The organism is Paradevosia shaoguanensis (assembly GCF_016801025.1).
Classification (GTDB): domain Bacteria; phylum Pseudomonadota; class Alphaproteobacteria; order Rhizobiales; family Devosiaceae; genus Paradevosia; species Paradevosia shaoguanensis.
Genome location: NZ_CP068983.1, coordinates 1,695,969 through 1,710,271 on the forward strand (window position 1 = coordinate 1,695,969; position 14,303 = coordinate 1,710,271).

At 64.4% G+C, this 14,303-nt stretch carries 10 protein-coding genes; 3 read left to right on the top strand and 7 right to left on the bottom strand.

From position 1 onward, the window contains the following. Positions 1-30 precede the first annotated feature (30 nt). A complete protein-coding gene (locus JNE37_RS07925; protein ID WP_203065881.1) occupies positions 31-759 on the top strand; it encodes a M48 family metallopeptidase in 729 nt (242 codons plus the stop codon). 262 nt (positions 760-1,021) lie between these two features. On the opposite strand, the gene JNE37_RS07930 is transcribed toward JNE37_RS07925, so the two are convergent. Further along, complete coding sequence (locus JNE37_RS07930; protein WP_203065882.1) at positions 1,022-3,415, bottom strand: PBP1A family penicillin-binding protein; 2,394 nt, start codon at positions 3,413-3,415, stop codon at positions 1,022-1,024. Positions 3,416-3,645: 230 nt separating this feature from the next. Between JNE37_RS07930 and JNE37_RS07935 the strand changes: the two genes are divergently transcribed. After that, the gene (locus JNE37_RS07935) at positions 3,646-4,014 is read left to right on the top strand and encodes a YybH family protein (RefSeq protein ID WP_052015328.1); all 369 of its coding nucleotides are present in this window, start codon (positions 3,646-3,648) and stop codon (positions 4,012-4,014) included. Positions 4,015-4,296: 282 nt separating this feature from the next. Then, positions 4,297-5,694: an NHL repeat-containing protein gene (locus JNE37_RS07940; protein ID WP_052015329.1), complete on the top strand. Its 1,398-nt coding sequence runs from the start codon at positions 4,297-4,299 to the stop codon at positions 5,692-5,694. Between the two features lie 63 nt (positions 5,695-5,757). Here the strand turns inward: JNE37_RS07940 and gyrB are convergent, their stop codons facing one another. The 6 genes from gyrB to mutM all read right to left on the bottom strand — a co-directional run bounded on the left by gyrB (position 5,758) and on the right by mutM (position 14,269). Beyond that, complete coding sequence (gene gyrB / locus JNE37_RS07945) at positions 5,758-8,211, bottom strand: DNA topoisomerase (ATP-hydrolyzing) subunit B (protein ID WP_035033718.1); 2,454 nt, start codon at positions 8,209-8,211, stop codon at positions 5,758-5,760. Between the two features lie 98 nt (positions 8,212-8,309). Continuing rightward, on the bottom strand, positions 8,310-9,425 hold the full coding sequence (gene recF / locus JNE37_RS07950) for a DNA replication/repair protein RecF (RefSeq protein WP_203065884.1): 1,116 nt from the start codon (positions 9,423-9,425) through the stop codon (positions 8,310-8,312). A gap of 17 nt (positions 9,426-9,442) precedes the next feature. Further along, positions 9,443-10,561, bottom strand: coding sequence for a DNA polymerase III subunit beta (gene dnaN / locus JNE37_RS07955; RefSeq protein ID WP_035092874.1), 1,119 nt, complete (start codon positions 10,559-10,561; stop codon positions 9,443-9,445). Between the two features lie 127 nt (positions 10,562-10,688). Continuing rightward, the gene (dnaA, locus tag JNE37_RS07960; RefSeq protein WP_035033721.1) at positions 10,689-12,164 is read right to left on the bottom strand and encodes a chromosomal replication initiator protein DnaA; all 1,476 of its coding nucleotides are present in this window, start codon (positions 12,162-12,164) and stop codon (positions 10,689-10,691) included. An 804-nt stretch (positions 12,165-12,968) separates the two neighbouring features. Next, a complete protein-coding gene (rpsT, locus tag JNE37_RS07965) occupies positions 12,969-13,232 on the bottom strand; it encodes a 30S ribosomal protein S20 (protein ID WP_035033722.1) in 264 nt (87 codons plus the stop codon). Between the two features lie 161 nt (positions 13,233-13,393). Then, positions 13,394-14,269, bottom strand: coding sequence for a bifunctional DNA-formamidopyrimidine glycosylase/DNA-(apurinic or apyrimidinic site) lyase (mutM, locus tag JNE37_RS07970; protein WP_035033723.1), 876 nt, complete (start codon positions 14,267-14,269; stop codon positions 13,394-13,396). Between the last annotated feature and the right edge of the window lie 34 nt (positions 14,270-14,303).

Genomic DNA, 14,303 nt, shown 5'->3' on the forward strand with positions numbered 1-14,303 from the left:
GAATCGGCTCTTATCGCGAGGATGCTGCGATTGTTCGAACCCAAGATTCCCGCCTCTACCCAGACGCGCATAGACGGCCGCCTCGTGGAAGTGGCGGTGCGGGTGAGCGCGCGTGCGCGCAGCTACAGGCTGTCGCTGCCCCATCACGGAAAACCGGTGCTGACGGTGCCGCGGCATGGCCGCTGGCGCGAGGCGGAAGCCTTCCTCAACCGGCAGACGGCGTGGCTGGCCGCGCGCCTCAAGCGCAATGCCGGCCCCCTGCCCTTCGCCGAAGGCGCCGAGGTGCCGCTGCGCGGGGTCAAGCACCGGATTGCGGGCACCGGCAAGATCCGCGGACGGGTCGAGGCGCTGCTGGTGGCCGAGGGACCGGCGCTGCTGGTGCCGGGCGAGCCGGCGCATCATGCGCGGCGGCTGACCGACTGGTTCAAGGCAGAGGCGCAGAAGGACCTCGAGGCGCGCGTGGCGGTGCATGCCGAGCGGCTGGGAGTGAAGGTGGTCTCGATCAGCATGCGCAGCCAGTCGACGCGCTGGGGCTCATGCTCGAGCTCGGGCCGGCTCAACTTCAACTGGCGGCTGGTGCTGGCGCCGGACTATGTGCTCGACTATGTGGCGGCCCATGAGGTGGCGCACCTGGTGGAGATGAACCATTCACCGGCCTTCTGGGCGACGGTGAAGCGGACGCTGCCGGACATGGAGCGCGGACGAGCCTGGCTCAAGGCGCATGGGCGGGAGCTCATGGCTTATGGGGTCGAGGCGTAGGTTTTTTGGAGGCCGACAGGCCTCAGTCTGTCTAGTTAATTCCGAAGAGGTGTGGTTCCCGGTGAAGGCTGGGGATCCTGTTTTCGCGCTCCTTGCCGGGTGGAGAAATCCATGGGCCCCGGCTTTCGCCGGGGAAGAGAGAGTGAGGCTGGGGCAGTCAAAGACTGAGGTGGGATAGCGCCGGGCGCATACCGCGGCTCAGGACATGGAAAAAGAACGGGCGCCGCTGGGGCGCCCGTGTCTCAAATTCCAAAAGGAAAAATCAGCCGCCGAAGAGGCCGTTGATGATGTCCACCACGGTGGTCTTGCGCTGGGGCTCGACGGGGACCTGCTGGACGGGCTGTTGCTGGGGGACGTCAGCGGGGGGCTGGACGTAGACCGGCTGCTGCTGGTCGACCGGCTGCTGGACCTGTTGCTGCTGGTCGAAGGCCTGCGGCTCCATGCCCACGATATCCTGCGGCAGGGTCTGCTGCTGGCCGACGATGTCGGTGGTCGGCGCCGGCTGGGCCGGCTGCAGGAACTGCTGGGGCACGGGCTCATAGACCTGCTCGCCATCGGGGGTGAGCACGGGCTGGCCGTTGGCATCCATCATCGGCTGCATGGGGGCTTCGGCAATAGTGGGCTGGCTGATGCCGCCCGGCAGCGCGGCGACCGTCAGGCCCTGATGCGCTTTGTTCATGAACTCGGACCAGATCTGCACCGGGACGTTACCGCCCGAGAGCGAGGTCTTCTTGTCGTCGTCGTTACCCAGCCAGACGCCGGTGACCATGTGCGAGGTATAGCCCACGAAGAGCGCGTCGCGTGCCTTCTGGGACGTACCGGTCTTGCCGCCCACGGGCCAGCTGCCCAGATGCGCGCCCTTGCCGGTACCGACCTGGACGGCGGTGGTGAGCATGTCGTTCATCTCGGCGAGGACGGGCGGGGAGATCACCTGGCCCGGACCGCCGGCGACGGCGTCGTAAAGGGTCTTGCCGCTGGCCGTCTCGATATGGGTGATGACATTGGCGATGACGCCGTTGCCGCCATTGGCGAAAGGCGCATAGGCGGCGGTCAGCTCGAGGAGCGAGACTTCGGACGTGCCCAGAGCGATCGAGGGCACCGCATCCATGTGCGAGGAAATGCCCATGCGCATGGCGGTGTCGACGACGACCTGCGGGGTGACGTCGATGGCGAGGCGCGCGGCGATGGTATTGAGCGAATAGGCGAGACCCGTCCGCAGCGTCACCGGGCCGTTATACTTGCGCGAGGCGTTTTCCGGGCTCCAGCCGTTGAAGGTGAAAGGCGAGTCATCGGCGACGGTATCGGGCGTATAGCCCTTTTCCATGGCGGCGAGATAGACGAAGGGCTTGAAGGCCGAGCCGGGCTGGCGGCGCGCGGTGACGGCGCGGTTATACTGGCTCTTGGCGTAATCGACGCCGCCCACCATGGCGCGCACGGTGCCATCGGGCTCCATCGAGACGAGGGCACCCTGCGAGAAGCCGCGCTTGGGACCTTCCTTGGCCACGGCTTCCTTGACGATGAACTCGGCCTGCTTCTGGAGATCCCAGTTGATCGTGGTCTGGACGATCACGTCTTCCTTGATGTCCCCGATATAGGCCTGCATCAGGCTTTCCACCCAGTCGGCGACATAGGATTCGGCGCCGGCGACCTTGGTGCGGATGGGCTGGCCGGGGCTGATGGTGGCAGCCTTGGCCTCGTCCTGGGTGATGTAGCCTTCCTCGGCCATGGCCTGGAGCACCAGCTTCTGGCGCTGGGCGGCCCGCTCGGGATTGGACTTGGGATTATAGGTCGAAGGCGCCTTGAGGACGCCGGCGAGCATGGCGGCCTGCGCGAGCGAGAGATTGCGCGCCGAGACGCCGAAATAGGTCTGCGCCGCCGCTTCGATGCCGTAGGAATTGTGGCCGAAGAACATGCGGTTGAGGTAGAGCTCGAGAATCTGTTCCTTGGAATAGTTGCGCTCGAGCCAGAGGGAGAGCACGGCTTCCTGCACCTTACGACCAAGGGTCTGGTCGGGCGAGAGGAAGAGGTTCTTGGCGACCTGCTGGGTGATGGTCGAGGCACCGCGGGTGACCCCGCCGGCCTTGAGGCTTTCGAGCGCCACGGCGGCCAGGCCCATCGGATCGATGCCGAAATGGCTCATGAAGCGGCGGTCTTCGATGGAGATGAAGGCGGCCGGCACGTAATAGGGCAATTCGCGGATGGCGACGGCTTCGCCGCCGGTCTTGCCGCGATTGGAGATCAGCTGGCCGTCGGCGGCGAGGATGCGGATATTGGGCGGCCGGTCGGGCACGGCCCAGGTATCGGAAGCCGGGAGCTGGGCAGCGAAATAGACCACGACGCCGGCCGCGGCGATGCCGCCCCAGACAGCGAGGATGAATACCCAGTAGAAGAGGCGCATGAGAAAGCCGCCGCCCGAGCGCCTGCGGCTCTTTTTGGCCTTGGCGGGCTTGGCCTTGCCGCGCTGCGGCTTGCGGGGCGGAGGCGGCGTACCGCTGCCGCTGCGCTCGTCATCGACGAAATTGCCGACGGCAACCGCGCCCATGGAGGGTTCGACTTTTTTGGCTCCCCAACCCGTACGCTTGGGCGCAGCCTTCTGGCCGCGCTTGTTGGCCGGCTGCCCGCCGACGCGATCTTCTGGAGAGATGCGAAATTCCATGAACTGAGCCCCGGGGCCAACCTTTGAGCTTCCTGCCATTTCGGCGAAAGCCATTTCAAGCGCCTTGAGCCAAGCATTTAGCAGCTAGGAGCGGGTGACAAAACCCTTTCCCGAGCGCTTGGCGGCACTTTACGCTATCGCGAGAAAATGTGGCTGGTTTATGTGGGCCGCGCTGCCGGCGGCACGCCTGTTGCGGCTGGGTAACAGCGGTTTTGGGGGATGGAGGGGACATGGCCGAGGGGCCGGAAGCCGTGCTCGCGCTTTATGGCGAGCGGATCAACAACCATCGGTTCGATGATCTCGTCGAGCTGATTTCGGACGAGGCCACGTTCTGGTTCTCGGAAGGCTCCTATAGCGGAGAGGCCATCCGCCGGGCGTTCGAGCGCACCTGGGGGCAGGTGGCGGACGAGCACTACTGGCTCGAAGACATGCGCTGGATCGCCATGAGCGAGAGCGCGGCGAGCTGCATCTACCGGTTCCGCTGGCGCGGAATGGTCGGCGGGGAGATGCATGAAGGCAGCGGCCGCGGCACGAGCGTGCTGCGCAAGGAGGCCGGCGGCTGGAAGATCGTTCACGAGCATTTGAGCCCGGAACGGTAGGCCGCGAACTTTTCGACCCTTTGCGGCAGGCTCTCCGCCCCGGTCTTTGCCGGGGGCGAGAACGCGTGCTCGGACGTTCCAGCCAATAATCCTCATCGATGAGTCGTTTAGTGTTGTCAAGAACAAATCGATATGCACTAAACTACTTTCAGTCTAACTGACTGAAAGAGGAGGATTAATACTATGATAGTATCTCGTCTACGGGCAATAATAATACAAATTACTATTCTCTGTTCTGCGGCATTGCTGCTGGCAGGAGCAGCAAGGGCAGCGGATACGGAGGTGCTGACCAAGAGTGGAGCGCTGGAGCGGCTGTTCGAGCAGACCGGGGTCTATAACGAGGCGCTGGAGGGCGAGACGCCGGACTTCGTCATCGACCCGGCCTGGCCGCAACCGCTGCCCAATGGCTGGATCCTGGGGCAGATCGGCGGGCTCTATGTCGACCAGCACGACCATGTGTGGATCTACAACCGCCCGCGCACGCTGACCAACGAGGAGGCCGGAGCGCTCGAGCCGCTGGAGGGCGCGACCAATGACGACGGGCAGCCGGTCAATGCGCTCGGCTTCGCGCGACCCTATGGGGCACTGGCCGATTGCTGCAAGCCGGCGCCCTCGGTGCTTGAATTCGACGCGGACGGCAAGCTGCTGCGCGCCTGGGGCGGGCCGGCGGACCCGGATTTCATCGGGGTGCGCTGCAAGGAGGAGGACGGCTGCCTCTGGCCCAATAGCGAGCACGGCATCTATGTCGACCAGAACGACAATATCTGGCTGGGCGGCAATAGCGGCAAGGTGCCGGACAAGCCGACGGCCTGGACGACCAACAAGGAAGGCGCCGACGGCTACCTGCTCAAGTTCGACATGGACGGCAATTTCAAGATGCGCGTCGGCGGGCCGGGCAAGGACGGGCCGGACAGCAACGACACCGATTCCGGCTTTGGGGGCACGCCCCAGCTGTACCAGCCGGCCGACATGGTGGTGGACCCGGAAACCAACCGGCTCTACATCGCCGACGGCTACGGCAACCGCCGGATCGTGATCGTGGATGCGGATACGGGCAAGTATATCGGCCATTTCGGCGCCTACGGGAACAACCCGATCGACGACGCGGCGGCCAAGGCTGCGGGTCCGTGGATGAACGACTATGCCAATGGCAACAGCAAGCCAGCCTTCTTCCGCAACCCGGTGCATTGCGTGAAGATCGCCGACGACGGCAAGATCTATGTCTGCGACCGCGGCAATGACCGCATCCAGGTGTTCGACAAGAAGGACCCGACACTGGGCACGCAATGCGCCAATCCGGACGGAACAGCGGGCAAGTGCGGGTTCGTCACGGAACAGCTCATCAGCGAACACACCAATACCTCGGTGCCGGGCACGGCCGTGTCGATGAGCTTTTCGCCGGACGAGGGGCAGAGCTGCCTCTATGTGGGCGACAACTCGAACATGACCATCTACATCCTCAACCGCGACAAGCTCGAGGAACTCGCCCGGTTCGGCCGCAGCGGGCAGATGCCCGGCGAATTCCACTGGCTGCACCAGGTGAGCGTGGATGGCGCCGGCAATATCTACACGGCGGAAGTCGACACCGGCAAGCGCATCCAGAAGTTCATCCGCTACGGCGAAGAAGGCTGCAGCGGCACGGGTTCGGCGACCGTGGGCGGACCGCTGGCGGCGAAGTAGGATCACAAAAGAAAAGCCCCGGCGCGCGCCGGGGCTTTTTGCATCACAGGCCTCGCGGCGAGGTCAAACGTCCAGGTTCGCCACGCTCAAGGCGTTGTCCTGGATGAAGTCGCGGCGGGGTTCGACCAGGTCGCCCATGAGCTGGGTGAAGGTGAGGTCGGCCTCGTCGGTTTCCCTGACTTCGACCTTGAGCAGGGTGCGCGCATTGGGGTCGAGGGTGGTTTCCCAGAGCTGCTCGGGGTTCATCTCGCCCAGGCCCTTGTAGCGCTGGAGCGAAATGCCCTTGCGGCCGGCATCGGAAATGGCGCGGAAGAGGGAGGACGGCCCGTAGATCGGGGTTTCGTCGCCCTTGCGCACGAGCTTGGCAACGCCGCCATAGAGCTCGTCAAGCTTGCCGGTGATCTGGCGCAGCTTGCGGGCATCGGCGCTGTTGAGCAGCGCCTTGTCGATGAGGTGGCTTTCGGTCACGCCGCGCACGGTGCGGGTGAAGAGCAGGCCTTCCTCGTCGGTGACCTCACCCTGCCAGCCGCGCTCGTATTCGTCGGTAATGCGATCGAGCCGGTTGGCGACGCGGGACATGACTTCTTCCGAGCGGGCCGGATCGGCCACGGCTTCCGGATCGAGGCCGCCCACAATGGCCGCCTGCTCGACGATCGAGCGGTTGTAGCGTGTGTTGAGGTTTTCGATGCCGTGGACGAGATCACGGGCCTGATTGACGATATCGAGCAGGTCCGCACCGGCATGGGTCGTACCCTTGCGCGTGGTGAAGACGGCATCATCGACGCCGGCGGAGATGAGGTAATCCTCGAGCGCCCGCTCGTCCTTGAGATACTGCTCGGAGGAACCACGCTTGATCTTATAGAGCGGGGGCTGAGCGATGTAGATGTGGCCGCGCTCGATGAGTTCGGGCGTCTGCCGGTAGAAGAAGGTCAGCAGCAGCGTGCGGATATGGGCGCCGTCGACGTCGGCGTCCGTCATGATGATGATCTTGTGGTAGCGCAGCTTGTCGGCGTTGAACTCTTCGCGGCCGATGCCGGTGCCGAGCGCGGTGATGAGCGTGCCGACCTGGTCGGACGAGATCATGCGGTCAAAGCGCGCGCGCTCGACGTTGAGAATCTTTCCGCGCAGCGGCAGCACGGCCTGGGTGGCGCGGTCGCGGCCCTGCTTGGCGGAACCACCGGCCGAGTCACCCTCGACGATGAAGATTTCGGCCTTGGCCGGATCGCGCTCCTGGCAATCGGCGAGCTTGCCGGGGAGCGAAGAGATTTCGAGCGCGGACTTGCGGCGGGTGAGCTCGCGCGCCTTGCGCGCGGCTTCGCGGGCGGCGGCGGCTTCGGCGACCTTGCCGACGACGTGCTTGGCCTCGCCCGGATGCTCCTCGAACCACTGACCGAGCTTGTCGTTGACGACGTTCTCGACGGCCGGGCGCACTTCGGAGGACACCAGCTTGTCCTTGGTCTGGGACGAGAATTTCGGGTCCGGCACCTTGACCGAGAGCACGCAGGTCAGCCCCTCGCGGGCATCTTCGCCCGAGAGCTGGACCTTTTCACGCTTCAGGATGCCGCTGGTTTCGGCATAGGAGGTGATCTGGCGCGTCAGCGCGGCGCGCAGGCCCGCAAGGTGCGTGCCGCCATCGCGCTGCGGGATGTTGTTGGTGAAGCAGAGCACGTTCTCGTGGTAGGAATCGTTCCACTGGAGAGCGACTTCCACGGTGATGCCGTCCCGCTCGTGGGTGAACGAGATCGGCTTTTCGATGATGGGCTGCTTGGCCTTGTCGAGATACCTGACGAAGGCTTCCAGGCCCCCCTCATAGTGCAGCTCCACATCGATCGGCTCGGGATGGCGGCGATCGGAAAGGACGATGCGGACGCCCGAATTGAGGAAGGCCAGCTCGCGCAGGCGGTGCTCAAGCGTCTTGAAGTCGAACTCGACGAGCGTGAAGGTCTGCGTAGAGGGCAGGAAGCTGACTTCGGTGCCGGAGCGACCTTCATAGGTGCCGGGCGCCTTGTTCTGCACGTAGGTGCCGGTGACGGCCAGCGGCGCATCGGGCTCGCCATGGGTGAAGCCCATTTCGTGGATTTCGCCATCGCGGCGGATCTTGAGGCGCAGCCAGGTGGAGAGGGCGTTGACCACGGAGATGCCCACGCCGTGGAGACCACCGGAAACCTTATAGGAATTCTGGTCGAACTTACCGCCGGCATGGAGCTGGGTCATGATGACCTCGGCCGCCGAGACGCCTTCTTCCTTGTGGATGCCGGTGGGCATGCCGCGACCATTGTCGATGATCGAGGCGGAGCCATCGGCATTGAGGGTGACGGTGACGAGGTCGGCGTGGCCCGCCAAGGCCTCGTCGATGGCGTTGTCGACCGCCTCGTAGATCATGTGATGCAGGCCCGAACCGTCGTCGGTATCCCCGATATACATGCCCGGACGTTTGCGCACCGCGTCGAGGCCTTTGAGGACCTTGATGGAATCTGCGCCGTACTCGGAAGAATCGTGGTTGGTTTCGTCGGTCATAGGGTCCCGAATCAGGAAATTTGGGGATGCATCCGTTCTAACGGATGGGGGGCTTATCCCCAAGCAAAATGGCCGATTTTGGCCGGTTTTGGAGGGGATTACGGATTGAGCGCCAGCCGGCCGTCGCGGACGGCAACCACTTGCGCGCTGCGCCCGAGCGCTTCGAACAGCACGGGATCGGTGCCGGTCATGAAACACTGGGTGCCGAGGTTGTCGAGCGCCGCGAAAAGCGAGGCGCGACGGTTGGAATCGAGATGGGCGGCGATCTCGTCGAGCAGCAGGAAAGGCGTGATGCCGGTCATGCGGGCAACGAGCCGCGCCTGAGCCAGGACCAGACCGATCAGCAGCGCTTTCTGCTCGCCGGTCGAGCCCAGCGCAGCAGGCATGTGCTTTTGCGCGTGGTAGACTTCGAGATCGATGCGGTGTGGTCCTAATGTGGTGCGTCCGGCGGCGCGATCAAGGGCACGGGAGCGCGACCAGATGTCCTTGAGCGCCGTTTCGAGGGCGCTCGAAGAGGCCGGTTCCGTGCCGCTTTGAAAGAGCGGTGTCAGGGCCAGATGGGCCTTGGGGAAGGAACCGTCGTCGACGGTTTCCTCGATCAGCGCCTGAAGGTGCCCGAGGCTATCGGTGCGGGCGAAATGGATGGCGGCGGCCTGCTCTGCCATCTGCGCCTCGACGGCGGAGAGCCAGAGCGGATCGGCATTGTCGTCGAGCAGCCGGTTGCGCTGGCGCATGGCCTTGTCGAAGTCGGATACGGCGGCGGAATGGCCGGGGATGAGGGTGGTCACCAGCCTGTCGAGGAAGCGCCGGCGGTCGCTGGCGGGGCCGGAAAAGAGGCCATCCATGGCCGGGGTGAGCCAGAGGACGCGCAGATAGGCGCTCATCTCCTCGATGGAGCGGGCATTAGCGCCGTTGATGCGTACGCGCCGGGGACCGTCGCCGGGCGAGGCGCCGGTGCCGATATCGACGGGGCCGTCATCGGTCTCGATGGTGGCGGCAACGGCCCAGGGCAGGTCGCTGCCCTGGTTGGCGAGGCTCTCGAAGGGCGCACGCCGCAGGCCGCGGCCGGGCGAGAGCATGGAGACCGCTTCGAGGAGGTTGGTCTTGCCGGCGCCATTGGGCCCGATCAGCACGACATGGCGCGAATCGAGATCCAGCGCCGCCGCCGCATAATTGCGGAAGGCGGTGAGGCGGAGGCGGGAGATATAGCGCATGGGGCCCGGCGGAACGCCTAGACGCGCATCGGCATGAGGACGTAGAGCGCCTTGGCGTCACCATCCTCGCGCACAAGCGTGGGCGAGCCGGCATCGTTGAAGAGGAAGACGGCGTTGTCCGAACGGATCTGGCCGACGATGTCGAGGAGATAGCGGGCGTTAAAGCCGATCTCGAAATTGTCGGTGGTGAAATCGACCGGCAGTTCTTCCGAGGCCGTGCCGTGGTCGGGATTGGTGACCGAAAGCTCGAGCTGGCCCTGGTTGAGCGAGAGCTTCACGGCCTTGCCGCCACGGTCCGAAGCGATGGTGGAAACGCGGTCGACGGCGGTCGCGAAGGCGGCGCGGTCGACATTCATTTCCTTGTCGTTGTTCTTGGGGGTGACGCGGTCGTAATCGGGGAAAGTGCCCTCGATGAGCTTGGAGAGCAGGACGACCGAGCCGAGGGTGAAGCGGATCTTGGTGTCGGAGACTTCCACCGCGACGTCGCCTTCGGCGCCATCGAGGAGTTTCTGGACCTCGCCCACGGTCTTCTTGGGGACGATGACGCCGGGCATGCCGGAGGCGCCGGCAGGAGCATCGGTCTCGGCACGAGCCATGCGGTGGCCATCGGTGGCTACGGCGCGCAGGGTCGGCTTGCCGTTGACCTCGAGCGTGTGGAGATAGATGCCGTTGAGGTAGTAGCGCGTCTCTTCGTTGGAGATGGCGAACTGGGTGCGCTCGATCAGCTCGCGCATGGTGGCGGCGGGGATCGAGAAATTGAAGCCGAACGTGCCCGATTTGAGATCGGGGAAGCTGTCCGGCGAGATGCAGGCGAGGTGGAAGCGCGAACGCCCTGAGGTGAGCAGCATCTGCTCGGCGCCCGAGGTTTCGAGCCGCACTTCGGCGCCGTCGGCGAGCTTGCGGACGATTTCGTAGAGGGTATGGGCCGGGACAGTGGTGGTGCCCGGAGTGCCGACCATGGCCGGAACGCTCTCGGTCACCTCGATATCGAGGTCGGTGGCTCTGAGGTCGAGGCCCTCGGGCGTGGCCTTGAGCAGCACGTTGGCGAGGATCGGATAGGTGTTGCGGCGCTCAACGACCCGGTGCACGTGACCGAGCGACTTGAGCAGATGATTGCGTTCGAGCGTTACAAGCATGACACCATACCCCTATTGACCTGCCCTCTCATGGGACAGCAAAAGCCCCGGCAAGCCGGGGCTCTGAATCTTCGCCCAGAGGGCTCCAAAAGGCAAGGGTCGGGGCGGAAAAACCGCCCGCCTTGCACTATTCTTCAAGCATGCGCTTCAAGAGTTCGATCTCCTGGCAGAGATCGCCATCGTCCTTCATCATCTGCTCGACCTTGCGCACCGAATGCAGGACCGTGGTGTGGTCGCGCCCGCCGAAGCGGCGGCCGATCTCGGGCAGCGAGCGCGAGGTCAGCGACTTGGCCAGATACATGGCGATCTGGCGCGGACGGACGACGTCGCGCGAGCGGCGCGAGGAGAGGAGATCGTTGCGCGGCACCTTATAGTGGCGCGAGACGATGCGCAGGATGTCCTCGATGCGAACCCGGCGCGCCTCGCGGGCGCGGATGAGGTCGGCGAGGGTCTTTTCAGCCAGGGCGACGGTGATCGGCTCGCCGGTGAGCTGGTTGGCGGCGACGAGGCGATTGACGGCGCCATCGAGGTCGCGGCCGTGGGAGACGACGACACGGGCCACGTAGTCGAGCACGGCCGGCGGGAAGCTGACGCCGGCGAAACGGGCCGAAGCCTGCTCGGCACGCTTGGCGACGATCGAGCGGCGCAGGTCGCCATCGAAGGTCATGATCGGGACGACAAGGCCGCCGGAGAGACGCGAACGCACGCGCTCGTCGAGCATTTCGAGATCACGCGGGGCGGCATCGCCCGCAACGACCACCTGCTTGGCGCCGGTCAGCAGGGCGCTCAGCGTATGGCCGAATTCGGTGGCCGACTTGCCCTGCAGGAATTGCATGTCGTCGATGAGGAGAAGATCGACCCGTCGCAGCCATTCTTTGAAGCCGAGCGCGGACTGGCGCTGCACGGCGGTGATGAAATGGTACATGAAGTGGTCGGCGGTCAGATAGACGATGTTCCGGCCCGGCTCGCTGGCGCCCGCCGCCCAGGCGATGGCGTTGAGGAGGTGAGATTTGCCCAGGCCAACCGTCGAATGGATATAGACGGGGTTGAAGCTCACCGTGTTGTTGACCACGGCGTGGGCCACCTGCCGGGCGACGCCCAGGGCGATCTCGTTGGAGGCGCCCGGAACGAAGGTCTCGAAAGTCTGGCGCGGATCGAGCGCGCTGCCCGACAGGGCGTCGGCCTTGGCGGCCGCGGCAGCCGGCGTGTCGCGAATGAGACGCGGCGCGACGGGCTGGGGAATCTCGGCCGGTTTGGCGGCGGCAGCGGAGGGCTGCTCGGAAGCCTGCTGCGGCTCGGGCGCCGGGGCCAGCCGCGGACGGGCCTGGCCATTGACGCGCACGGTGAAATGCATGCGGGCGATCGACTGGCTTTCACCCTGGAAAGCCTCGAGAATCCGCTCGGCATAATTGGATTGAATCCAAGAACAGAGGAAACGGGTGGGCACCGACAGGTGCGCCAGGTCGTCAACGACCTCTTCCAGCTCCAGTCGCGCAAACCAGGAGGTAAAGACATCCTCGCCGACCGCCGCCCTCAACCTGGCCCTCACCCGCGCGAAGAGTTCGCGATGTTCGCTGGTGTTGCCAGTAAGGTCTTCAGCCATTGTTTGCGCCTCGTTTCTTCCTGCCCATTGGCCAGGAATGCCGTTGTTATTGTCACGCCAAACTACGCGCCCGACTGTCGCTTCGTTGCTCATGTTTGGTGCCCTCTTCGCCGCCCTGCCCGACGATCCGTCCTGGAACGCCACAGGCCGCCTGCCCCGTGGTGGAAGCAGACAATATTACTCAATTGCCGCAACTTCGCTGCGGCACAAAAAACTACTTATACTGTCGTGAAACCGATCAGGCCGACCGGTGTTTTAGTCAGTGATACGCCAACGCAAGTTTAGACAGTTTGCCGCAAAGAACTCATAAACGAACTGCTATACCCCAACATTGCTCCGCAACCTAAACTCGCCGCGAGAGACTGATTTTTGACTAGCCCCACGTCTGGTGTGCAATCCAGCTCGCGGGTCTTGGCGCCGCGTTTCTTGAACTGACGGGAGGCATCTTAGACAGCCAAATTTTGGCTCGCAACACGCGATTCATCGAAAAAGGGGGTTGACTCTCGCGAGCGCAAAAAGGTTTCCGCCCCCCTTGCCGGGACGGGTAGGCAAGGCCCTGTGACTCAAGGCAGAATCGGCGCGCAAGAGGGACTTTGCTCAAAGAAATTTATTCCCGACGCTGTGCGAAAATGCGGGAGAAATCGCATGGAATGCCTGGCTTCGGCGCCTGGAATCGGCGCCGCAAGTAACTGGCAAATCTATGGATTTGAGTGCGACGTTTTTACCCGCCGCGTACCCGCATAAGCCAAACAAAAAGCCCCCGTTTCCGGGGGCTCGTCATCGTCCTGGCCTTGCGGCCCAGACTTAGGCCAGGGCCTTGATGCGGTTGTTCAGGCGCGACACCTTGCGGTCGGCCAGGTTCTTGTGAACGATGCCGTTGGTGGCAGCACGCTGCAGTTCCGGCTGGGCGGCCTTGAGAGCCTCGTTGGCAGCACCCTTGTCGCCCGAAGCGATGGCTTCCTCAACCTTGCGCAGGAAGGTCCGCATACGCGAGCGGCGCGACTTGTTGATGGCCGTGCGGGCTTCGATCTTGCGGGTGGCCTTCTTAGCCGACGGGGTATTGGCCATGAATGTCCTCTTGGCGCTTGTCTCCCGAACCAAACGGCGCCGTAAGCGCGCTGGATACCGGAGTCTGAAATGAAAGCGGCGGCATCAGGCCGCCAAGTCGGCGCGTTATAGGCAGAGGGAGTGGCCCGCGTCAACTGGATTCAGCATCGGCGTTCCGGGCCTCACGCCCCCTTCTGGCACACGGGGCAGAAAAAGCTCGAACGACCCGCTTGCACGATCCGATGGATGGTGCCGGTGCAGAGCGGGGTGGGACAGGGCTCGCCCTCGCGATCATAGACGGCGAAGTGGTGCTGGAAATAGCCCGAGCCCCCTTCGGCGTTGCGGAAATCCTTGAGGGTGGAGCCGCCCGCCTCGACGGCCTCGGCCAGAACCTCGCGCACGCCGAAGACGAGATCGTCGAGCCGCCCGGGCTTGTCGACCAGGGCGCCCGACGGGCAGTCGGGGCGGATATGGGCGCGGTGAAGCGCCTCGGAGGCATAGATATTGCCGATGCCGGCGACCACGCGCTGATCGAGCAGCATGGCCTTGATCGGAGACTTGCGGCCCTTGAGGCGCGCGGCGAGCTGGGCCGGGTTGAACGCGTTGCCAAAGGGCTCGGGACCCAGGCCCTTGAGATAAGGACTGTCCTCCTCGTGGGCGAAAAGCTCCATGAAGCCGAAGCGGCGGGCGTCCGCATATATAAGGTGGAGGTCCCCCAGTGCCGGATGATGCAGGTCGAAGATCACGTGATCGTGCTTCTCGCCCGGCGGTGGCTCGTAATAGCGGCTGGGGTCCTTATAGGTGAATTCGACGAACCGGTAGCTGCCGGTCATGCCCAGGTGGCTGAGGAGAGTCTTGCCGCTCGAAAGGGGGAAGAGCAGGTATTTGGCGCGGCGCGCGGCGCGCAGGATCGTCTGGCCCTCGAGCTCGGAGACGAAGTCGGGACCGAAGGGGAAGCGCAGGTCCTTGCGGTTGAGGGTGACCTTCTGGATACGGGCGCCTTCGACATAGGGCGCAAGCCCGGCGCGCACGGTTTCCACTTCAGGCAATTCAGGCATCGAGGCTTCCCTTCAACCACGGGCGAAGCGGCAT